The organism is Ureibacillus sp. FSL E2-3493 (assembly GCF_038077515.1).
Lineage (GTDB): Bacteria > Bacillota > Bacilli > Bacillales_A > Planococcaceae > Ureibacillus > Ureibacillus halotolerans.
The window spans coordinates 2,376,151-2,397,404 of record NZ_JBBOPK010000001.1 but is presented as its reverse complement, the minus strand read 5'-3'; the positions used below and the strand labels follow the sequence as shown (position 1 = coordinate 2,397,404).

General features: G+C 36.0%; 22 protein-coding genes and 2 other annotated features. Of the genes, 18 read left to right on the top strand and 4 right to left on the bottom strand.

The window, feature by feature from the left end:
• From dnaI to MHH69_RS12320, 6 genes are all read left to right on the top strand, one after another.
• Nucleotides 1-945 (top strand): primosomal protein DnaI, encoded by a 945-nt coding sequence (gene dnaI / locus MHH69_RS12345; protein ID WP_122971132.1) that lies wholly within the window; start codon nucleotides 1-3, stop codon nucleotides 943-945.
• Between the two features lie 394 nt (nucleotides 946-1,339).
• Nucleotides 1,340-3,271, top strand: a complete 1,932-nt coding sequence (thrS, locus tag MHH69_RS12340) for a threonine--tRNA ligase (RefSeq protein ID WP_341362456.1) — start codon at nucleotides 1,340-1,342, stop codon at nucleotides 3,269-3,271.
• A 193-nt stretch (nucleotides 3,272-3,464) separates the two neighbouring features.
• Nucleotides 3,465-3,612, top strand: a sequence feature (ribosomal protein L20 leader region).
• Between the two features lie 96 nt (nucleotides 3,613-3,708).
• Nucleotides 3,709-4,215, top strand: coding sequence for a translation initiation factor IF-3 (gene infC, locus MHH69_RS12335; RefSeq protein ID WP_122971134.1), 507 nt, complete (start codon nucleotides 3,709-3,711; stop codon nucleotides 4,213-4,215).
• Nucleotides 4,216-4,246: 31 nt separating this feature from the next.
• Entirely contained in the window at nucleotides 4,247-4,447 is a 201-nt protein-coding gene (gene rpmI / locus MHH69_RS12330) for a 50S ribosomal protein L35 (RefSeq protein ID WP_122971135.1), read from the top strand.
• Nucleotides 4,448-4,515: 68 nt separating this feature from the next.
• On the top strand, nucleotides 4,516-4,875 hold the full coding sequence (rplT, locus tag MHH69_RS12325) for a 50S ribosomal protein L20 (RefSeq protein WP_122971136.1): 360 nt from the start codon (nucleotides 4,516-4,518) through the stop codon (nucleotides 4,873-4,875).
• Between the two features lie 72 nt (nucleotides 4,876-4,947).
• Nucleotides 4,948-5,217: a DUF1294 domain-containing protein gene (locus MHH69_RS12320; protein ID WP_122971137.1), complete on the top strand. Its 270-nt coding sequence runs from the start codon at nucleotides 4,948-4,950 to the stop codon at nucleotides 5,215-5,217.
• A gap of 274 nt (nucleotides 5,218-5,491) precedes the next feature.
• Here the strand turns inward: MHH69_RS12320 and MHH69_RS12315 are convergent, their stop codons facing one another.
• The gene (locus MHH69_RS12315) at nucleotides 5,492-5,884 is read right to left on the bottom strand and encodes a sigma-w pathway protein ysdB (RefSeq protein ID WP_341362455.1); all 393 of its coding nucleotides are present in this window, start codon (nucleotides 5,882-5,884) and stop codon (nucleotides 5,492-5,494) included.
• Nucleotides 5,885-5,976: 92 nt separating this feature from the next.
• On the opposite strand from MHH69_RS12315, the gene MHH69_RS12310 reads away from it, so the two are divergent.
• The 3 genes from MHH69_RS12310 to argF all read left to right on the top strand — a co-directional run bounded on the left by MHH69_RS12310 (nucleotide 5,977) and on the right by argF (nucleotide 8,914).
• Nucleotides 5,977-6,459: a dUTP diphosphatase gene (locus tag MHH69_RS12310; RefSeq protein WP_341362454.1), complete on the top strand. Its 483-nt coding sequence runs from the start codon at nucleotides 5,977-5,979 to the stop codon at nucleotides 6,457-6,459.
• A 105-nt stretch (nucleotides 6,460-6,564) separates the two neighbouring features.
• Nucleotides 6,565-7,653 carry a M42 family metallopeptidase gene (locus MHH69_RS12305; RefSeq protein ID WP_341362453.1) on the top strand — a complete coding sequence of 363 codons (1,089 nt, stop codon included), beginning with the start codon at nucleotides 6,565-6,567 and terminating at the stop codon, nucleotides 7,651-7,653.
• Nucleotides 7,654-7,948: 295 nt separating this feature from the next.
• The gene (gene argF, locus MHH69_RS12300; RefSeq protein ID WP_341362452.1) at nucleotides 7,949-8,914 is read left to right on the top strand and encodes an ornithine carbamoyltransferase; all 966 of its coding nucleotides are present in this window, start codon (nucleotides 7,949-7,951) and stop codon (nucleotides 8,912-8,914) included.
• Between the two features lie 231 nt (nucleotides 8,915-9,145).
• On the opposite strand, the gene MHH69_RS12295 is transcribed toward argF, so the two are convergent.
• Nucleotides 9,146-9,673 carry a CarD family transcriptional regulator gene (locus MHH69_RS12295; RefSeq protein ID WP_122971143.1) on the bottom strand — a complete coding sequence of 176 codons (528 nt, stop codon included), beginning with the start codon at nucleotides 9,671-9,673 and terminating at the stop codon, nucleotides 9,146-9,148.
• A 137-nt stretch (nucleotides 9,674-9,810) separates the two neighbouring features.
• Between MHH69_RS12295 and MHH69_RS12290 the strand changes: the two genes are divergently transcribed.
• The gene (locus MHH69_RS12290) at nucleotides 9,811-10,230 is read left to right on the top strand and encodes a MarR family winged helix-turn-helix transcriptional regulator (RefSeq protein ID WP_338322886.1); all 420 of its coding nucleotides are present in this window, start codon (nucleotides 9,811-9,813) and stop codon (nucleotides 10,228-10,230) included.
• A gap of 48 nt (nucleotides 10,231-10,278) precedes the next feature.
• Here MHH69_RS12290 and sspI read toward each other — a convergent pair whose 3' ends face one another.
• Nucleotides 10,279-10,488 (bottom strand): small acid-soluble spore protein SspI, encoded by a 210-nt coding sequence (gene sspI, locus MHH69_RS12285; RefSeq protein WP_122971145.1) that lies wholly within the window; start codon nucleotides 10,486-10,488, stop codon nucleotides 10,279-10,281.
• A 110-nt stretch (nucleotides 10,489-10,598) separates the two neighbouring features.
• On the opposite strand from sspI, the gene MHH69_RS12280 reads away from it, so the two are divergent.
• The 5 genes from MHH69_RS12280 (at nucleotide 10,599) to MHH69_RS12260 (ending at nucleotide 16,662) form a co-directional block, all read left to right on the top strand.
• The gene (locus MHH69_RS12280) at nucleotides 10,599-11,081 is read left to right on the top strand and encodes a GNAT family N-acetyltransferase (protein ID WP_341362451.1); all 483 of its coding nucleotides are present in this window, start codon (nucleotides 10,599-10,601) and stop codon (nucleotides 11,079-11,081) included.
• Between the two features lie 107 nt (nucleotides 11,082-11,188).
• Nucleotides 11,189-11,950: a TrmH family RNA methyltransferase gene (locus MHH69_RS12275; protein ID WP_341362450.1), complete on the top strand. Its 762-nt coding sequence runs from the start codon at nucleotides 11,189-11,191 to the stop codon at nucleotides 11,948-11,950.
• Nucleotides 11,951-12,175: 225 nt separating this feature from the next.
• Nucleotides 12,176-12,407 (top strand) — a binding site (T-box leader).
• A 111-nt stretch (nucleotides 12,408-12,518) separates the two neighbouring features.
• Nucleotides 12,519-13,556, top strand: a complete 1,038-nt coding sequence (pheS, locus tag MHH69_RS12270) for a phenylalanine--tRNA ligase subunit alpha (RefSeq protein ID WP_122971148.1) — start codon at nucleotides 12,519-12,521, stop codon at nucleotides 13,554-13,556.
• 12 nt (nucleotides 13,557-13,568) lie between these two features.
• Nucleotides 13,569-15,974 carry a phenylalanine--tRNA ligase subunit beta gene (gene pheT, locus MHH69_RS12265; protein WP_341362449.1) on the top strand — a complete coding sequence of 802 codons (2,406 nt, stop codon included), beginning with the start codon at nucleotides 13,569-13,571 and terminating at the stop codon, nucleotides 15,972-15,974.
• A gap of 148 nt (nucleotides 15,975-16,122) precedes the next feature.
• On the top strand, nucleotides 16,123-16,662 hold the full coding sequence (locus tag MHH69_RS12260) for a hydrolase (RefSeq protein ID WP_341362448.1): 540 nt from the start codon (nucleotides 16,123-16,125) through the stop codon (nucleotides 16,660-16,662).
• A 403-nt stretch (nucleotides 16,663-17,065) separates the two neighbouring features.
• Here the strand turns inward: MHH69_RS12260 and rnhC are convergent, their stop codons facing one another.
• Nucleotides 17,066-18,001, bottom strand: coding sequence for a ribonuclease HIII (gene rnhC, locus MHH69_RS12255; RefSeq protein WP_341362447.1), 936 nt, complete (start codon nucleotides 17,999-18,001; stop codon nucleotides 17,066-17,068).
• Between the two features lie 542 nt (nucleotides 18,002-18,543).
• Between rnhC and zapA the strand changes: the two genes are divergently transcribed.
• From zapA to polX, 3 genes are all read left to right on the top strand, one after another.
• Complete coding sequence (gene zapA, locus MHH69_RS12250) at nucleotides 18,544-18,804, top strand: cell division protein ZapA (protein WP_122971157.1); 261 nt, start codon at nucleotides 18,544-18,546, stop codon at nucleotides 18,802-18,804.
• Nucleotides 18,805-18,809: 5 nt separating this feature from the next.
• Nucleotides 18,810-19,349 (top strand): CvpA family protein, encoded by a 540-nt coding sequence (locus MHH69_RS12245; RefSeq protein ID WP_341362446.1) that lies wholly within the window; start codon nucleotides 18,810-18,812, stop codon nucleotides 19,347-19,349.
• A 176-nt stretch (nucleotides 19,350-19,525) separates the two neighbouring features.
• Nucleotides 19,526-21,235 carry a DNA polymerase/3'-5' exonuclease PolX gene (gene polX, locus MHH69_RS12240; protein WP_341362445.1) on the top strand — a complete coding sequence of 570 codons (1,710 nt, stop codon included), beginning with the start codon at nucleotides 19,526-19,528 and terminating at the stop codon, nucleotides 21,233-21,235.
• The last annotated feature ends 19 nt before the right edge of the window (nucleotides 21,236-21,254 follow it).

The following is a 21,254-nucleotide window of genomic DNA, read 5'->3' as shown; positions in this document are numbered from 1 at the left end:
ATCGAACCGATTAATCAATCATTAAAAAGAACAATTAAAGTACCGTCCTTTGAAGAACGATACAACCAAATTCGTCGTGAAATATTGGAAAACCGTGAGATTCAACAATTTCTAGCAGAAAATGATCAAATCGTAACGACAGATATGGTCGATAGAAGTTTACCTAAATTACAGGAATATATTAGTCAATCGATTGATTGTTGTCATTGTGGCAATACGGAAAATTGTACAAACTATTTAAAAGGCTTTGTACCAAAATTATATATTTCGCAAAATACGATAGATGTTCGTTATGAAAGATGTCAGCAAAAAATACTTGAAGATGAACGCCGGGAAGTTGAACAGATGATTTCTAGTATGCATATGCCAAAGGATGTATTAAGTGCAACATTGAAAGATTTACAAATTGATCATACGTCCCGTGTCAATATTGCCAATAAAGCGGCAGATTTTATTGCTCAATATAAAAGCACGAATGAACTGCCTACAAAAGGTTTTTACTTATATGGTCAGTTTGGTGTTGGAAAATCCTTTGTACTAGGTGCGATTGCTAACGAATTAGCAACTTTAAAAATTCAATCCGTCGTCGTTTTCGTTCCTGAATTTTTACGGGAAATGAAAAATTCCATTCATGATCAATCGTTAAATGAAAAAGTGGATTATGTGAAACGGGCCCAAGTGCTCATGCTGGATGATATAGGTGCAGAAACATTATCCAGTTGGGCTAGAGATGAAATACTCGGTACCATTTTACATTATCGTATGAGTGAACAGCTCCCAACTTTCATTACTTCTAACTTTGACTATAAAGGCTTAGAACACCATTTAGCACAAAATTCCCGTGGTGACGTTGAAGTGATTAAAGCTGCCCGTATAATGGAACGTATTCGTGCTATTACAGTACCTATTGAAATGGGCGGAAAAAATCGTCGCCACGAAAATTAAAATATTCATCTTTCGTAGTTGCATTTTTGCGACTTCGGGCGTATACTTTCTTAATAATTAATCTAAATATGCAAGCTTTGAAAAGGACAACAAGTTTGTGAGACGACTTTTAGAGAGGGAAGCCTTGGCTGGGAGCTTCCTAGTACGACACATTCTTTACTACCTTGGAGCTTTAGCAGGGATAATCTGCTAACGTCAATCGGTACGTTAACCGACCTAGAGCTTCGTCTGAAACGTTTGTTTCGGAAGGAAGAAGGGTGGAACCACGAGCATACGCGTCGTCCCTTTACGAGGGATGGCGCTTTTTTTATTGAAAAAGGCTTTGTAAGTTCTAATTGTTTCCCTTTCAAAAAGCTGCAAATTTACCATATAAATCTTAAAGGAGAGAAACAACATGTCAGAAGTAATTCAATTAACTTTCCCTGATGGCGCCGTAAAGGAATTTTCGCGCGGTACTTCGACAGCGGATGTAGCTGGTTCGATTAGTCCAGGACTTAAAAAACAAGCTTTAGCTGGTAAATTAAACGGCACACTGATTGATTTAAAAACACCAATTGAAGAAGATGGTGCAATTGAAATTATTACACCAAAATCCGAGGAAGCATTGGAAATTTTGCGTCACTCCACTGCTCACTTAACAGCACAAGCATTGAAACGTTTATATCCTGGTATTAAATTAGGAATTGGTCCAGTCATTGAAGGTGGTTTTTACTATGATGTAGATTCGCCAGAGCCAATTTCTACAGAGGATTTCCCTAAAATTGAAAAGGAAATGAAAAAAATCATTTCTGAAAACATCGAAATTGAACGAAAAAATGTTTCTCGTGATGAAGCGCAAAAAATTTATGAAGAAGTTGGCGACGAATATAAATTAGAATTGTTAGAAGCTATTCCAGCGGATGAACAAGTGTCTATTTACTACCAAGGTGACTTTTTTGACCTTTGCCGAGGAATTCATGTACCGTCTACAGGAAAACTAAAAGAATTCAAATTATTATCGATAGCAGGTGCTTATTGGAGAGGAAACTCTGATAACAAAATGCTTCAACGAATTTACGGTACTGCTTTCTTCAACAAAGAAGATTTAAAACAACATCTTCAAATGTTAGAAGAAGCGAAAGAGCGTGATCACCGTAAAATTGGGAAAGAATTAGAATTATTTACACTATCTCAAACAGTAGGTCAAGGTTTACCTTTATGGTTACCAAATGGGGCAACGATTCGTCGAATTGTGGAACGCTATATTGTTGATAAAGAAGTAAGACTTGGTTACAAACATGTTTATACACCAGTATTAGGGTCTAAAAAACTATATGAAACTTCTGGCCACTGGGGTCATTATCAAGAAGATATGTTCCCACCGATGGAAATGGATAACGAAACATTAGTTTTACGTCCAATGAACTGTCCGCATCATATGATGGTATACAAATCTTCTCTGCATTCATACCGTGAGTTGCCAATCCGTATTGCGGAGCTTGGTACAATGCATCGTTATGAATCATCAGGTGGATTATCTGGGCTGCAACGTGTGCGTGGAATGACTTTAAACGATTCTCATATTTTCGTTCGTCCAGACCAAATTAAAGAAGAGTTTAAAAAAGTTGTGGAATTAATTTTAGATGTCTATAAAGATTTCAATTTAACAAATTATAAATTCCGTTTATCCTACCGTGATCCTGCTGATACTGAAAAATATTATGATGACGATGAGATGTGGGAAAAAGCGCAAAGTATGTTAAAAGAAGCGATGGATGATATGGGGCTGGAATATTATGAAGCTGAAGGCGAAGCGGCTTTCTATGGTCCAAAATTAGACGTTCAAGTGAAAACTGCAATCGGTAAAGATGAAACATTATCAACTGTTCAACTGGATTTCTTACAACCAGAACGCTTTGATTTAACTTATGTAGGAGAAGATGGAAAACAACATCGTCCAGTCGTTATTCACCGTGGTGTTGTATCAACAATGGAACGTTTCGTTGCCTTCTTAATCGAAGAATATAAGGGAGCTTTCCCAACTTGGTTAGCACCTGTTCAAGTGGAAATTATTCCAGTATCCAATGAAGTTCACTTCGACTATGCAAAACAAATCGAAGAAAAACTAATGCAAGCTGGCATTCGAGTAGAAATGGATTACCGTGAAGAAAAACTAGGGTATAAAATCCGCGAAGCTCAAATGAAGAAAATCCCTTACATGCTCGTATTAGGGGACAAAGAAATGGAAGCAGGAGACGTTAACATTCGTCGTTACGGCTCAAAAGATTCGGAAACTGTTTCCTTCGAAAATTTCTTAGAAAGTATTAAAGCAGAAGCAGTAAAATAAATATTTTGTACGAGAATGGTTCAACTTTTTGGACCATTCTTTTTTATCATCTTTCGATCGGGAAATGCAAAAAGATTATCGACAAAAAGTTCATCGTGTTGTAAAATCATAAAGGCAAATAAATCATAGATGAAATTTTGTTGACATCGTAAATCAACAATGATATGATTATTTAGGTTATGAATACAGTTTGTGGTTGAAGTAGAGGCTGCCCGCTTCTCACCTGAATGACGCAATTGCAGTTAACAGGTATTAACACGTTGAATTAATTACGCTGTCTTAGAGCGTATGTATATATAGCGGGCGGACATCTTCTGAAATGTCCGTCCTTTTTTTATGGACATACTTAGGAAGTGTACCGTTCAACCGGGCGTTTTTGCTCTTAATCTCATGTATTCGCGACACAACCTTGGAGGTGGATTCGTATTAGCAAAGACATGTATGTAAACGAAGGCATTCGCTCACGTGAACTTCGTGTAATCGACCATAATGGTGATCAGCTTGGAGTTAAAACTCGTAATGAAGCGTTAGAAATTGCCGCTCGTGCAAACTTGGATCTTGTCCTTGTGGCCCCTCAAGCTAAGCCACCAGTCGCACGTATCATGGACTATGGTAAGTTTAAGTTTGAACAGCAAAAGAAAGATCGTGAAATTCGTAAAAATCAAAAAGTCATCAATATGAAGGAAGTTCGTTTAAGTCCAACAATTGATGAGCATGATTTCCAAACGAAATTACGTAATGCAATTAAATTCCTAGAAAAGGGCGACAAAGTAAAATGTTCTTTACGTTTTAAAGGTCGTGCTATTACTCATAAGGAAATTGGGCAACGTGTTTTAGATCGTTTTGCTGAAGCTTGTGCCGAAGTATCGACGGTTGAACAAAAACCGAAGATGGAAGGCCGAAGCATGTTCTTAGTTCTTCAACCAAAGAACGAGAAAAAGTAATATTGACGAATAGTTTAGGAGGAAATTCGAAATGCCAAAAATGAAAACTCACCGTGGCGCTGCGAAGCGTTTCAAAAAAACGGGCAAAGGAAAATTAAAATTTGACCGTGCTTATGGTAGCCACTTATTCGCTAACAAATCTACAAAACAAAAACGTCACCTACGTAAAGCAAAAGTTGCGTCATCTGGTGATTTCAAACGTATTAAATCTTTATTAACTTACATGAAATAATTTCGTTTATGTAATAAATGTACGTATTTAAATTAAACATTCGGAAGAATTAGCAGGAGGTAATTAGTATGCCACGCGTAAAAGGCGGAACAGTAACGCGCAAGCGTCGTAAAAAAGTTTTAAAATTAGCCAAAGGTTATTTTGGTTCAAAACATACATTATATAAAGTAGCTAACCAAGCAGTAATGAAATCAGGTCAATATGCATATCGTGACCGTCGTCAAAAGAAACGTGATTTCCGTAAATTATGGATCACTCGTATCAACGCTGCTGCTCGTTTAAACGGTCTTTCTTACAGCCGTTTAATGCACGGTTTAAAAGTAGCTGGTATCGAAGTTAACCGTAAAATGTTAGCTGACTTAGCAGTAACTGACGCTCAAGCATTCGCTCAATTAGCTGAAGAAGCTAAAAAAGCAGTTGCGAAATAATTTTTCAATAAATGGCTGGTAGGACATCCTATCAGCCTTTTTGTATATAGAAAAGGAAGGTGAGTTAATCTGATGGAATTAGCATTAATATCATATATTGCCGTAATGTCAATCATCCTATGTATTTTCATGTATGTCGATAAGTCCAAGGCAAAAAAACATGAATGGCGCATTTCTGAAAAATCATTATTTACGTTAGCTATTCTAGGGGGAGCGTGTGGGGGCGTATTAGGAATGTATTTATTCCGCCATAAAACAAAACATAATTCCTTTGCCTTTGGATTTCCGTTAATAGCAGCTATACATATTTATATTGTTGTAAGGATTTTTACGATTTATTAATCAGTAGATATAGGTATGATGGGGTTATTTAATCACATTATAGAATGAGCAGGTGGAAAACAAATTTTGTTTAACTCTACCTGTTTTTATTTTATAAGAAGTTATCAAATAAAAATAACGGATGTGCAACCTCTTTTTGAACGAATCGATAAAAAACGAATTGATGAGGAATTAGAAAAACTATATGCTCGTTCCAAACACTTTTAACAGAAAATATAGGATTGCCTTTCATACATAGTTCATCCCATGTTAGACAATCCTTATTTTACTGTTGTTAAACATTTTGATCTTTCATTAACTGTTCAATAGGATTTTTCCAGTTTATTTTGGCTTTCGGGTAGCTCATTAAAATTTCTTTTTCTAAAAAGTGAAAGTCGTCCTTAGTTAAACCTTGAAGCTTCGTTATATCATGTACCCAAACAAATATGGACACAACCTCAAAGGCATCTTCAGTCGTTCCTAAATATTTCTCTCCCTCAAAAAGGGCACCTTTATAGGAAATGAAAAAGTTTTTTCGGACATTTTTAACATCATCATAGAAGTAATATTGTCCTTTTTCATAGGCTTCATCTAATTTACGTTTTGGATCGGTTAAAAAACGTACGCCTTTATAAAATATGTAAATGATTAGAATGATAATGAGCAGACGGAATAATAGAAGAGCCACGTAAAAGTCCCCCTTGTAAAGACATAGTTACTTCCTTTACGATTAAAGAGAACAATAAGTTTCATTTTTTAAAGAAAAAGAGGGATTTTTTTATGGAATTTAAAGAACTATTTGAAATGCAACGAGAGTTAGATGCATTCATCGAAAAAACGCAAAAGATTGATCGAGATGTTTTTAAGGAAAAAGGGCTCGCTTTAATGATTGAATTAGCGGAATTAGCGAATGAAACAAGATGCTTTAAATTTTGGAGTACAAAAGGTCCTTCTGAAAGAGATGTTATATTAGAGGAATTTGTCGATTCTATTCACTTTTTACTATCTTTAGGAATTGAAAAGGAATTATCATTAGATGCTTGGCCGGAAATTTCAATGAAACAAGATTTAACAGATTGCTTTTTACGCACACAAGATCAAATATTAACCTTTATTCACCAACCAAACATTGATCATTATCGAAGTGTATGGCAATGTTATGGTGTCTTAGCATATAATTTAGGTTTTACCCTTGATGATATTATTCAAGCCTATATAGCAAAAAACGAAAAAAATTATGAACGTCAGAAAAACGGGTATTAATGACCGTTATTTTTGAAAAACTTATAATTGTTTGGGAATTAATATTTCAACATTCGAAATATTAGAGGTATAATAAGGAAAAACACCTATTTAGGAGGCTGCAACATGTCCGAATTAGATCAAACATTAACTATGTTGAAAGAATTAACAGATGCAAATGGAATACCAGGGAATGAACGTGCCCCTCGCGAAGTAATGCGAAAATATATTGAACCATATGCAGATGAGATTGAAACAGACAATCTTGGAAGTTTAATTGCAAAAAAAGTTGGGGATGCCAATGGACCAAAAATTATGGTTGCCGGCCATTTAGATGAAATAGGTTTCATGGTTACTCAAATCGATGACAAGGGCTTTGTGAAATTTCAAACAGTTGGTGGCTGGTGGAGCCATGTGATGCTTTCTCAACGAGTAACAATTACAACTCGAAAAGGGGAAGAAATTATTGGGGTTATCGGTTCAAAGCCGCCTCATATTTTATCTGCTGACCAACGTAAAAAAGTAGTGGATATGAAAGAGTTATTTATCGATATCGGTGCAACTTCTAAGGAAGAGGCCCAAGGATGGGGAATTCGACCTGGCGATATGATTACGCCTTACTTTGAATTCAACGTAATGAAAAACGAAAAAATGTTATTGGCAAAAGCATGGGATAATCGTATCGGTTGTGCCATTGCCATCGATGTGTTAAAACAACTAAAAGATATTAAACATCCTAATGTTGTTTACGGTGTAGGAAATGTTCAAGAGGAAGTTGGGCTTCGCGGAGCAAAAACTTCTACCTTTAAAATTAAACCGGATATTGGGTTTGCTGTTGATGTCGGTGTAGCTGGAGATACGCCAGGTATTACACCGAAGGAATCTACATCGAAATTAGGTGATGGTCCTCAAATCATTATTTTCGATGCATCAATGGTAGGACATAAAGGACTTCGTGATTTTGTAGTTGATGTGGCAGAGGAAAACAACATTCCTTATCAATTTGATTCCACGCCAGGTGGTGGTACTGATGCTGGTTCCATCCATTTAACAGCAAATGGCGTTCCAGCTATGGCAATCGGAATAGCTTCCCGTTATATCCACTCCCATGCAGCGGTCATCCATCGTGATGATTATCACAATACAGTTAAATTACTTGTAGAAATCATTCGAAAATTAGATCGTGATACAGTTAATAAAATTATATTTGATTAATAAATAATGAAAGGGAAGGGTGAAAATGCTCTTCCTTTTTTCATGTCTATAAATAAAAATCATGCATATATATGGTGGAGTATACTATTTTTTGATTCATCGTATAAATGAATATTTATAGAAAATATGGAGTGATAAATAAAAATTATTAACAATATATTATTTTTATACTATCAAAATGTATATTTATTATTGTTGGTATAGATGAAAATTATTATAAAAATACACTTGATTTAATAAATATGCATATGTATAATGAATTACATCATCCATTGTATAAGGGGCGGAGAAAACAATGAAATTATTAGAAGAGGTTCAATTGAAATTAGTTTCCAGTTTAAAAGGGAAAGATTTATTAACGTTGTTAGATTATACGAGCGAGGAAGTCCATGATCTAATTACATTAGCAAGCCAACTTAAAAAGATTACAAAGGCGGGCAAATGTCCAAAGTTATTAGAAGGTAAAACATTAGGCATGATCTTCGAGAAGCATTCCACGCGTACGCGTATTTCCTTTGAAGTCGGGATGAATCAACTTGGAGGAAAAGCAATGTTTATGCATTCCCGAGATTTACAAATCGGACGTGGGGAACCGATTTCTGATACAGGGTATGTATTATCCGGTTATCTTGATGGGGTGATGATTCGCGCGAATTCTCACGAAATGGTGAAGGAATTAGCAGACCATGCCTCTATTCCAATCATTAATGGTTTAACAGATTTATATCATCCTTGCCAAGCGTTAGCAGACTTAGAAACAATTATTGAGAATAAAGGTCATTTTAAAGGATTGAAAATTGCCTATGTAGGGGATGGTAATAACGTTGCCCATTCTTTAGTCGTTGCTGCAGCCCATGTTGGCATGGATATCGTTGTTGCAACTCCTGTCGGTTACGAACCTAATGAAGAAATTATCAAAAAGGCAAAACGCATTGCAAAAGAAAATGGCAGTCTTATTACCGTAACGAATGATCCAGTAGCAGCTGTAAAAAATGCTGATGTAGTTTATGCGGATGTGTGGACTAGTATGGGGCAAGAAAAGGAATCTGCTAAACGTTTAATAGATTTTAAAGGTTATCAAATTAACGACGAGTTAGTTGTCAATGCAAAACCAAATTATATGTTTTTACATTGTTTGCCAGCCCATCGTGACGAAGAAGTGACCGCATCCGTTATTGATGGTCCAAATTCTTATATTTATGAGCAAGCGGAAAATCGATTACATGCACAAAAAGCCGTATTAGCATCCATTTTAGCTTAAAAATGGGGAGCTTCCCCATTTTATGGACTTAAACGAGTAACATTTATTTTTTTACATTGTAGTAGGTGGGAATTGTCCCCACTTACTACAATTACGATGCTGATTTCAATGTGGAAAAAAGTATCGCTACATAGGAATGGCAACTTGGGAGACGCTGAGTTGCCTTTATTTTTTTCCAAAAAAAACAGCGAAAAGAAAATTAGGCAATTTTCTTATCACTGGAATGCACAATTATTGATTGACAATCATTTCTAATTCATCAATCGGAATATTTAATATTTCTAGGATTTTTGTATGGATTTGTTCAATTGACATCTCTAAAGAGAGGGCCAATTCTGCAAATAAAATATTTTGAATAGACATTAATAGCTTTCGATCGTATTCAGGGAATTTCTTGTCGTTACATTCAAGTTCATATTTTTTTATCATTAAAGTTTTAATGATTTTTGCAATATCTTCACGATTCCCTTTTCTTGAAAGATTTGAATACGTTTGAGTACGATGGTTCGTTTTTTCAATCCATTCAATACCAGGTTGTGTAAATACATTTAAAATTGCATTTGCTTCTTCTTTATTCATAATCTCAAGCATGGAAATGGATTTATTATCTACGGGAGTGCAAATTTCTAACTTATTGTTATTGAGTGGATGTAGGACGTAGTAAGTTTTCGTAACACCGGAAAACGTTTTTTCACTGATGTCATCAATATGGCATAATCCGTGAGCAGAGTAGATGATGGTATCTCCAACCTTAAACATATGTTTTGCCCCCTTTTCATCGTCAACTTGGTTGACTAATTTTATTGTACGCTATTTCAAGAGAAATGTCAACTTAGTTGACAATTGAGTAGCCATTCAGTATATTTATTTTCGAATAGATGTACGGGGTGAGAATAGTGGATCATGAACAATTGGATTTATTGGAGTTAATTAGTGAATGTTATAATTCGATTCGAAAAAAAATAGAAGAAAGATGGAGTGAGATAAGCGATATTACCATTTCAAATTCTGAATGGTATATTATGATGAAAATATATAAAAAGCAGCCGACGATTTCTTCTGTTACAAAAAATGTTCGCATTTCGCGACAAGCAACCCATAAATTTATTAAAAAGCTAGAGTCAAAAGGGTTAGTTGAAACGCTGCCGGGAAATAATAATCGGGATAAATGTATTCAATTAACAAATATTGGGGAATTATGTGTAGAGAAATATATCGTATTAAAAAAAGATTTAGAAATGAACATTCGAGAAAAAATTGGTAATGAGAAATTTACGATTATAAAAGAAATTTTGCAAAGTGAGTGGGGAAATTAATAGAGGGCTGACAAAGTATCAAAGAAATGCTTTGTCAGCCTTATTGTTTTAGTTCTGAAAAGCTTTTGAAAGTTTTTCTGTAAATGCTTCTTGCTCTGCTGCGCTAGATGATTTCCACCATTTTTCTAAAAATACACCAAGACCAGGTAATAAATGCTCATCACCACGTGAAATTGCATCTTCTACTGTATCACGGAATTCATTTGCACTATCACCTTTTACATTCGATGTAATGGCATCTCTAATTTGAAAATTCATTGCATTCGCCTCCTCAATGACTAGTCTGCTTCGTCTCGCTGAAACTATACATAGTAAATTCATTTAGAATTGCTTAAATTAAACAAAAATAAATAAAAGGAGTAATTTTTATGGAAATTAAATTTTCAACAAATGTTCAAGAAATACGTGAAGTGATGCTCCAAGCCTTTGAGGAGTATCGTAATGACCCAGCACCTTCTAGTGCGTTAAAGGAAACGGAGCAATCTATTTCAGAAGAGTTGCAAAACGGCGCCTTTGCGTTAGTTGGATATGAAAACAATGTACCAGTTGCAGCCGTTCGCTTTCAATATGTAGAGGATCATGTTTATTTTTATCGTCTATCCGTAAGCCCTATGTGTCAAGGAAAGGGTTACGCAAAAAAATTGTTACATAAGATAGAAGAAATTACAGTTCAACATGGTTATAATAAAATTCAATGTAAAGTTCGTATGAGTGTACGAAGAAACATTCAACTTTATGAATCCATAGGGTATCAAATTTTAAATGAAGAGCTTATTACGAGACCAACAGGTGAACAATTTAAAATTGTAAATATGTTTAAAGAAGTTGCTTTAACCAAGTATCCTCTATAATAGATAGCAAGAACTTAATTCACGATGAAAACATTTTTTACACAGTCCTACTTTTCATGTAAAATTAGGCATTAGAAACAGAAGAAAAAGGCGGTAACTGTCAAATTATGAAACGTATTGAATCAACACAAAATGCCCTCGTAAAACATTGGAAAAAACTTGTCACGACCCGAAAAGAGCGAGAAAAAACAGGGGAGTTTATCGTAGAAGGTTTCCATCTAGTAGAGGAAGCGTTAAAAAATAAAGACCAAATTGTACAAATGATTGTCCGTGAAGGGGTAGACCTTCCTTTACTTTGGGAAACGGATAATATCATGATCGTAGAAGTGACAGAAACTATTGCAAAAGAACTGGCTGAAACGGAAACTTCTCAAGGGGTATTTGCCCATTGTAAACAGCTAGAAGTCAAGTTAGAAGCAAAACAAAATTGGAGAAAAGTATTGCTCGTTGATGCGGTGCAAGATCCGGGGAATATCGGAACGATGATTCGTACAGCGGATGCTGCTGGCATCGATGGGGTCGTATTAGGAAAAGGGTGTGCGGATGCTTATAATCCAAAAACATTACGATCAGCCCAAGGTTCCCATTTTCATATTCCTGTCATTCGCGGCGAGCTAGCAGAATGGATTGAAGATTTACAAGATAGCGGTGTGAAAGTGTATGGAACAGCATTACAAGATGCTATTGAATATACAGAAGTTGAACATTCAGGAAGCTTTGCCCTTATCGTAGGGAATGAAGGAAGTGGCATACATCCGCAACTTTTAGATAAAACTGATCAAAATGTCATCATCCCGATTTTCGGACAAGCTGAATCATTAAATGTAGCAGTGGCTACAGGCATTTTATTGTATCAATTTGTAAAATAAATTGCTTCAAATGAAAAGACAAAGTCAGTTTAAAACTTTGTCTTTTTTGTTATTTAATAGGGGAGGAAGTATTTTATATAGAACTTGGTTAAATACAACAAGCGCTTGAAATGGACTTTAATACAATAGAAGAATAATTTAAATTGCAACATAGAGACAATACTTGAAACCTTTTCCGATTTAACGTAAAATAATTTAAGATTTAGAACATATATGAATAAAAGAAAATGCGCTTGGAGCGGGAAGAGTAAATATGGTTAAGACATTTTAGGGAGCGTAAGCCGAAGACTGGAAGCTTATGTAATGTCATACATATTGAAGTTCACCCCGTAAGCAGCTTCCGGGATCATGTTAAATGAGAAAGGAAAGCCGGCCGATGAGTCGTTATGTCAATGAAGTGATTACAATTTTTTGTAATAACTAGGGTGGTACCGCGAACTTAGTCCTCGTCCCTTTTTTAGGGGCGGGGTTTTTTGTTTTTTCTTAACGAAGGAACGGATACAAAGGCGGATTTTCACTTACAGACGAAAAAACAAAAAATGAACTATTCATAAGGAGGTTTTTATACGTGGAACAACAGTTAAAGCAATTGGAACAAGAAGCATTAACGAAAATACAAGCTGCTGCCAATTTAAAAGAACTAAATGACGTTCGCGTGGCGTATTTAGGGAAAAAAGGTCCGATTACGGATCTATTAAAGGGAATGGGGAAATTATCTCCAGAAGAACGTCCGAAAATGGGGGCCCTTGTGAACGCGGTGCGTGAGAACGTTACAGCCCAACTAGAACAAAGGGCGACTGTGTTAGAGGAACAAGCGATTCAAGAACAACTAGAAAAAGAATCGATTGATGTTACGTTACCAGGACGTCAAGTACGATCAGGAAATCGCCATCCTTTAACTCGTGTTGTGGAAGAAATTGAAGATTTATTCGTTTCAATGGGATATACAATTGCAGAAGGAACGGAAGTAGAAAGAGACTACTACAATTTCGAAGCTTTAAACTTACCAAAAGGTCACCCGGCCCGTGATATGCAAGATACATTTTATATTACAGAGGAAACGCTATTACGTACCCATACGTCACCAGTGCAAGCGCGTACGATGGAAGCAAAAAAAGGGGAACCAATCCGAATTATCAGTCCGGGTAAAGTATTCCGCCGAGATAATGATGATGCGACACACTCCCACCAATTTATGCAAATTGAAGGGCTAGTCGTTGGCGAAAATATTCGAATGAGTGATTTAAAAGGAACGCTGGATAAATTAGCGAAAAAAATGTTCGGCGAAGATCGGGAAATTCGCTTACGTCCAAGCTTCTTCCCTTTTACAGAGCCTTCAGTAGAAATGGACATTTCTTGCTTTAAATGTGGTGGCTCAGGTTGTAACGTATGTAAACAAACAGGTTGGATTGAAATTTTAGGTGCTGGTATGGTACATCCAAATGTACTTGAAATGGCAGGCTATGATTCGAAAAAAGTTTCAGGTTTTGCTTTCGGTATCGGCGCGGAACGTATCGCAATGTTGAAATATGGAGTAGATGATATCCGTCATTTCTATACGAATGACAGTCGTTTCTTATCACAATTCCATCGAACAGAAGGGTAAGGGGGTACGAATATGTTAGTTTCATTAAATTGGTTAAAACAATATGTTGATATAGAAGGAATTGCGCCTGAAGAATTGGCTGAAAAAATTACCCGTTCAGGGATTGAAGTAGATGCAGTGATTAATCGTTCTCAAGGGATGACAAACATTGTCGTAGGTTATATTGTATCAAAAGAAAAACATCCGGACGCAGATAAATTAAATATTTGCCAAGTAGAAGTAGGAGAAGGGGATGTACGACAAATTATTTGTGGTGCACCAAACGTTGCAGCAGGTCAAAAAGTAATCGTCGCATTACCTGGTGCTCGCCTTCCTGGTGGTATTAAAATTAAAAAGGCAAAAATGCGCGGTCAAGAATCCAACGGGATGATTTGTTCCCTACAGGAACTAGGTGTGGAAGGTCGCGTTGTTCCGAAAGCTTATGCTGATGGAATTTACGTTTTACCAGAGGATGCTGTTCCTGGTAGTGATGCATTGGAATTAGTGGGGCTACGGGATATTGTTTTAGAATTAGGCTTAACGCCAAACCGTTCAGATGCATTGTCTATGTTAGGGGTTGCTTATGAAGTAGCTGCTATTTTATCGAAGGAAGTTAAATTACCAGAAATTCAATATGAAACGATTTCTGAAAAAGCAGGGGACTACATTAACGTACGTGTTGAAGCGAAGGAAAACCCATTATATGCAGCAAAAGTAGTGAAAAATGTAAAAATCGCAGAATCACCTCTTTGGTTGCAACATTACTTAATGGCAGCTGGTGTTCGTCCTCATAACAATGTTGTCGATATTACGAATTATATTTTAATGGAATATGGTCAACCGTTACACGCCTTTGATTATGATTCATTAAATTCGAAAGAGATTGTAGTTCGTTTAGCTCACGAAGGAGAAAAGATTGTCACTTTAGATGAACAAGAACGTACATTAAATGCCCACAATCTTGTCATTACAAATGGTGTAGAACCTGTAGCTGTTGCCGGCGTAATGGGTGGTGCTAATTCTGAAGTGACGAATAAAACAACAACTGTTGTCATTGAAGCAGCTTATTTTGAAGGCTTATCTGTTCGTCGTACTTCGAAGGAATTAGGCTTACGTTCTGATTCATCAGCACGTTTTGAAAAAGGCGTCGATCCTAACCGAGTGCTTTTAGCTGGTGAACGAGCTGCCCAAATGTTAGCTGACATTGCAGGCGGAGAAGTATTAGATGGTACAGTATTAGTCGATGATTTAGATAAAACACCCGCGCGAGTAGTTGTATCGCCTGACTACATTAACTCCCGCCTAGGTATGAAAATTTCTTTAGAAGAAATGCTATCTATTTTAAATCGTCTACAATTTGATGTGGAAGCGGCAAACGGTTTATTAATTATTGATGTTCCGACACGACGCCAAGATATTAAAATTGAAGAAGATATTATTGAAGAAATTGCCCGTCTATATGGATACGATGAAATTCCAATGACATTACCAGAAGGAAATGAACAAGTAGGCGGATTAACACCTTACCAAGCTAAACGCCGTATTGTACGAAATGTGTTAGAAGGTGCTGGTCTATACCAAGCGATTACGTATTCGTTAACTTCTGATGAACTGGCCCAAAAATTTGCTTTAAAAACAGAAGATACGACGAAATTATTAATGCCGATGAGTGAAGAACGTTCCACTTTACGTCAAAGTCTGATTCCTCATTTGGTGGAAGCGGCAAGCTATAATGTGGCTCGTAAAGCAGATTCCGTTGCCCTATATGAAATTGGTTCTGTATTCCTTGGTCAAACGGAAGAGCAGTTACCATATGAAGAAGAACATATTGCCTTTGTGTTAACAGGTAAATGGGTTGACCATACATGGCAAGGTGAAAAGTTAAATGTGGATTTCTTCGTCGCAAAAGGCATTATCGAAAGCTTATTTGAAAAATTAGGCTTAACAGATCGTTTATCCTTCTCAAGAACAACAGTGGATGGTTTACACCCAGGTCAAACTGCTGCCATCTACTTAGATGGAGAAAAAATCGGTTTAATCGGTGGTTTACATCCAACTGAGCGTAAACAATACGATTTGAAAGAAACGTATGTGGCCGAATTAAATTTAAAAGCTATTTTAGCTGCAACTGTGGAAGATTTAGTTTATGCTCCAGTACCACGTTTCCCTGCAATGACACGAGATATTGCATTGGAGCTAGATCGCTCAAAACCTGCTGGCGAAATCGTAGAAATCATTCGTCAAGCTGGCACAAAATTATTAAAAGAAGTAAAAGTGTTCGATGTTTACGAAGGAGAAAAAATGGAAGCTGGCAAAAAATCCGTTGCTTTCTCATTAACTTACTTCGATCCAGAACGTACGTTAACAGATGACGAAGTGGTAAATGCCCATAACAAAGTATTAAAAGCATTAACAGAAGCAGGCGCTGAACTTCGCTAATATAAGAGAAGAGTTGCTCGTAATACTCGGGCGCTCTTCTTGTTTTGTTTACTTTTAAAATAGGGAGACCTTCTAGCTGTTTCGCTATTCAAATTTTTATTATAATGAATGGGGATAGCGCAATGATATAAATTTAAGGGGGATGTTTATGTTACAAAAAGAAGAAACAGTTCTTGTATTAATTGATGTACAAGGAAAGCTAGCTGAAATCGTAGATAATAGTGAATTTGTGATTCATAATATTGCGAAAATGACAGAAGGTGTTCAAATTTTAGATATACCTGTTCTTTGGTTAGAACAATATCCAAAAGGACTTGGGCCGACTACGGAAAAAGTTGCCCAAAAACTACAAAATCAAAAACCAATTGAAAAAATTACATTTAGCGCTTACGATACACCAGAATTTGTAGAGCAATTAGAAAAAACGGGACGTAAAAAAGTATTGCTTGCCGGTATTGAAACCCATATTTGTGTGTATCAAACAGCTGTTCATTTACTTCAAAATGGTTATGAAGTGGAAGTATTAGCTGATTGCGTTTCATCAAGAACGGCTAAAAATAGCGAAATTGGGCTTCAAAAAATGATGCAACTAGGTGCGAAGGTAACGAGTGTAGAAATGGCCCTCTTTGAAATGCTTCAAGTCGCTAAAGGAGACCAATTTAAAGCGATTAGTAAACTTGTAAAATAAAAGGGTTCAAATGTAGCCATACTCCTATTTTGGGGTATGGCTTTTTAGTTTGTGGTCGAGTTCTTAATTTACTTAAAAATACATTGAAGGGCATTCGCTTAAAGAAGTGTACGAATTTATAAATAAAAGTTAATTTTTGAGCAGTTACTTTAGTTGAATAACAATCCTCCCTAATCCGATGTATTGCTGATAAACAGTCTATTAAATGGATAATTATGTTAAAGAATAATGGAATGGGCTGGCGATATACAAAATGATTGGTTACAAGGTGTTAAGCCAAAAATAAAGATGGATCAACTTTTAAAAGTGGAAAGGTTTATTGCAAAATAAAAGTATGGCGTGTTTTTTAAACATGTTATTCAATAAAAAAAGCGCATAGTTTTACCTAGCGCCTCTTTCCAATTTATCTCTTTTTCTCCACGAGTTTTTTTGCTTTTTCTGTATTAGCAAAATGCCATTTTGTAATCGACTTTAATGTATCTTGACCTTGTTCTAACCAAATGCGAGCAGCCATTTCATCGACTTTACCACTAGCACCCTTTTGTAATTCGAAGCCGACCATTTCTGCAAGCCGATCCATTTCTTTCAAAAAGGCGTAGCGGGCTAAGATAGAAGCAGCAGCAACGGCGACATGAAGTTGTTCGGCCTTTGTAGAAAACAAAACATTTTCTCGAACAATTTCTTTTTCATTTTTTATATGGTTATAGTAAATGGAGCGTTCTGCAAACTGGTCAATTAAAATATAATCCGGCTTTGCAGGGTCCATTTTAGACAATACATGTTTAATCGCTTGGTTATGAAGCAATGCTTTTATTTTCCCTTGGGAATAGCCTTTCCCTTGAAGTATATTATATTTTTCATTGCGCAATGTTAAGATGCTATAGGTGCACACTGACATAATGTCTGGTGCTATTTTTCGCATAATGCGATCGTTTAACATTTTTGAATCTTTTACACCAAGCTCTGTAATTAATTCAATTTTATCTTTCGGAACATAAACAGCAGCAACCGTTATCGGACCAAAATAGTCACCGGTACCTGTTTCGTCTGACCCAATGACCGACATTGTTGAAAACTGTTCGGGAAGGGTATCGCCCTTTGTTTTAATTTCTTTGGAAGTAGCTGTTTTCGTTTTTACTTCCCCCCAACGACTTGCCTCTCTTTTTGCCCCAACCCCTTGAAACATCACTTTACCAGATTTATAGATCGTAATGGCTGTATCTGGTAGTTTTGCAGCAAAAATAACTCCAGGTGCATTTCGTTCAACGCTTGATGAAGCATAAAAACTTTTCACCTGATTTTGTATATCGGTTGAAAGTTGTAGCACAATATTTGCCATAAATTCGTTCCCTTCTTTGTTCCATGTACTATAAATATTAAGGATGACATAAATCATGATGAAAAAATAGTACATTGTTTTGTGTATCTGTAGGTAATTGATTTTTATAAGATGCTTACATTATATATATTTAAATAAGAATGGAAAAATACTTCTAAGTTTATTTATAGCCTAACAAAAATCCATCAATTATCTAGTACAGAAAACATAGCAAAGATAGTTTGAAAAATAATGTGAGGCTATGATTACAAATTGTCTTCATTGACATATTCCATCTTACCATTTACAATAACCAATTCTAAATTTAATTTTGCGAATGGAATGAGCTAAAAGTCCTGCTAGTATTGGTTTTGTAACCTTATTGTAGTTGTATTATGCAAACTAAAGATGGTATGATATGTATTATAAATTTCGTAATAGATTCAAACGTAGTAGAATTGACCAAACAGTTAATTTGTTTGGTTGTTTTATTCATACTTTGCAAAGAAAAAAAGATTGTAAATGAATCATTGGGTTTTGCTTACGGTTTAGGGGGTATTGCATTGGCTGAACAAGAAAAAAATCGAATATCAGTAGAAATTTTCGGGCATTCGTATAAAATAGTTGGCTCCGAATCTACTGGACATATGCGATTAGTTGCTTCTATAGTAGATGATAAAATGCGAGAAATGCATGTACATAATCCATCATTAGATAGTTCTAAGATAGCCGTTCTAACAGCTGTCAATACCGTACATGAATTATTAAAATTAAAAGAACAAGTTGAAAAACTTGAAGAAGAAGTGAAAAAATTAAAGGGTTGAATTGAATGTTAGATATTATATTACTGATTATATTTGCTGCTAGCCTACTAGTAGGCTTAAAAAGAGGCTTCATCGTGCAAGCTATTCATCTTGCCAGCTTCTTTGTTGCACTGATTGTCGCTTATATTTATTACAAACCGCTAGCAGAAAAATTTGTACTATGGATTCCTTATCCAGGGGTGACAGATAGTTCATCCATGGTACTAGTTTTAGATTCTTTAAATGTAGATGAAACATTTTATCGAATTATCGCCTTTGCGGTCATTTTCTTTGCAGTAAAAATTGCCTTACAAATTCTTGGTTCAGTATTTGATTTTATTACATATTTTCCAATATTAAATTCTGTTAACCGTATTTTAGGGGCTATCCTTTGCTTTATCGAGTTCTATTTCATTTTGTTTATATTAATGTATGTGTTAGCATTAATTCCGATGGGACCGATTCAAAACATGATGGATGGTTCATTCATTGCCAATCTTATGCTTGAGCACACACCAATTTTTACCGATATGGTTCGGGATTGGTGGTATATTTACAAACAATAAGTATATTTGTTATTCGTCTGTCGTTTGACAATCGACTTAAAGGAAATGTCCCAAAGCGACTTTTGGGGCATTTCCTTTTTCAGCGGAATAGTATAGAAATTAGACGGTTATCCACATATGAAAGAGTTGCGGCAAAGTATGTCCCTATATTCTTTCTTAAAGAGGAGGCAACATAAATGAATAAAAAAATGGTCATTAAAACGTTAGAAAAAATTGCCCTTTTATTAGAGTTACAAGGGGAAAATCCCTTTAAAGTATCTGCCTTTCGAAAGGCAGCTAATGCCCTTGAATTAGATGAGCGTAGTTTAAATGAAATTGAGGATATTACGGCTTTAAAAGGAATTGGAAAGGGAACAGCAACCGTTATTCATGAATTGATAGAAACAGGGCAATCTACTCAGCTGAAGGAGCTGGAAGAAGTTGTACCAAAAGGGTTAATCCCATTATTAAAACTTCCAGGTTTAGGTGGGAAAAAACTAGCAAAACTTTATAGTGAACTAGGAATTGATAGTGCTGAAAGTTTGAGAGCTGCATGTGTTGCTCAACAAATTCGTCAGTTAGCTGGTTTTGGACCGAAATCAGAAGAGAAAATATTAAAGGAACTTGACCAATTAGGAGAGCGCAGTGAACGATTACCGATTTGGTATTTACAGCAAATTGTTAATGAAATTAATGAAGTGTTACGTTCTATTACAGAAATTCAGAAATTTTCTGTAGCGGGAAGCTTCCGTCGAGTAAGTGAAATGAGTAAGGATATCGATTTTATCGTTGCTACAGAGAAACCTGAACAAGTAAAGGATCAATTACTGAAACAATTGACAATTAAAGAGGTTGTTGCGGCTGGTGATACGAAGGTATCGATCGTATTAGATGCAGAAGATGTTGTCAATGTTGATTTTCGCCTCGTTACAACGAAAGAATATGCAACAGCCCTTCATCATTTTACAGGCTCGAAAGATCACAATGTACGCATGCGTCAACTAGCTAAGGAACAAGGAAAGAAAATTAGCGAATACGGAGTAGAACAGCCGGATGGTACAATTATGACCTTCGATACTGAAGAAGATTTCTTCGCCCATTTTGGTTTGCCATTTATTCCTCCGATGGTTCGGGAATCAGGGAAAGAGTTGGAACGAGTAGATGAACTCGAAGGACTTGTATCCCTTGAACATATTGTATCGGATTTACACATGCACACGACTTGGTCTGATGGTGCCCATACCGTAAAAGAAATGGGACAAGCTTTAATTGAGCGAGGATATACCCACGGTGTTATTACAGACCATTCCCAATATTTAAAAGTGGCAAATGGTTTGACGCCAGAACGACTTAAAAAACAACGATTGGAAATTTATGATTTCAATGAAGCGAACCTAGATTTTCGTTTATTTGCTGGGACAGAGATGGACATTTTACCAAATGCTACATTAGATTTTGACGATGACGTACTAAAAGAATTAGATTTTGTTATCGCATCCATCCATTCGAGTTTTTCACAGCCCCAAGAAAAAATTATGGAGCGGCTATTTACAGCAATACAAAATCCATACGTCCATATGATTGCCCATCCAACAGGACGAATTATTGGTCAGCGGGAAGGGTATAATCCGGATGTGCCGCAATTAATTCAGTGGGCAGCGGAGTATGGGAAAATTTTAGAATTAAATGCAAGCCCTTATAGATTAGATTTATGTATTGAGCATTTAATGATGGCGATGGAATACAACGTACCGATTGCCATTAATACAGATGCCCACGCCATTGAACAACTGGATGTGATGGAAATTGGCGCGAAATATGCTCAAAAGGCTTGGTTGAAAAAAGAGTTAGTTGTCAATACGTGGTCTTTAGAACAATTTGAAACTTTTATTAGGAAAAACAAGTAAGTATATAGATATGTTACAA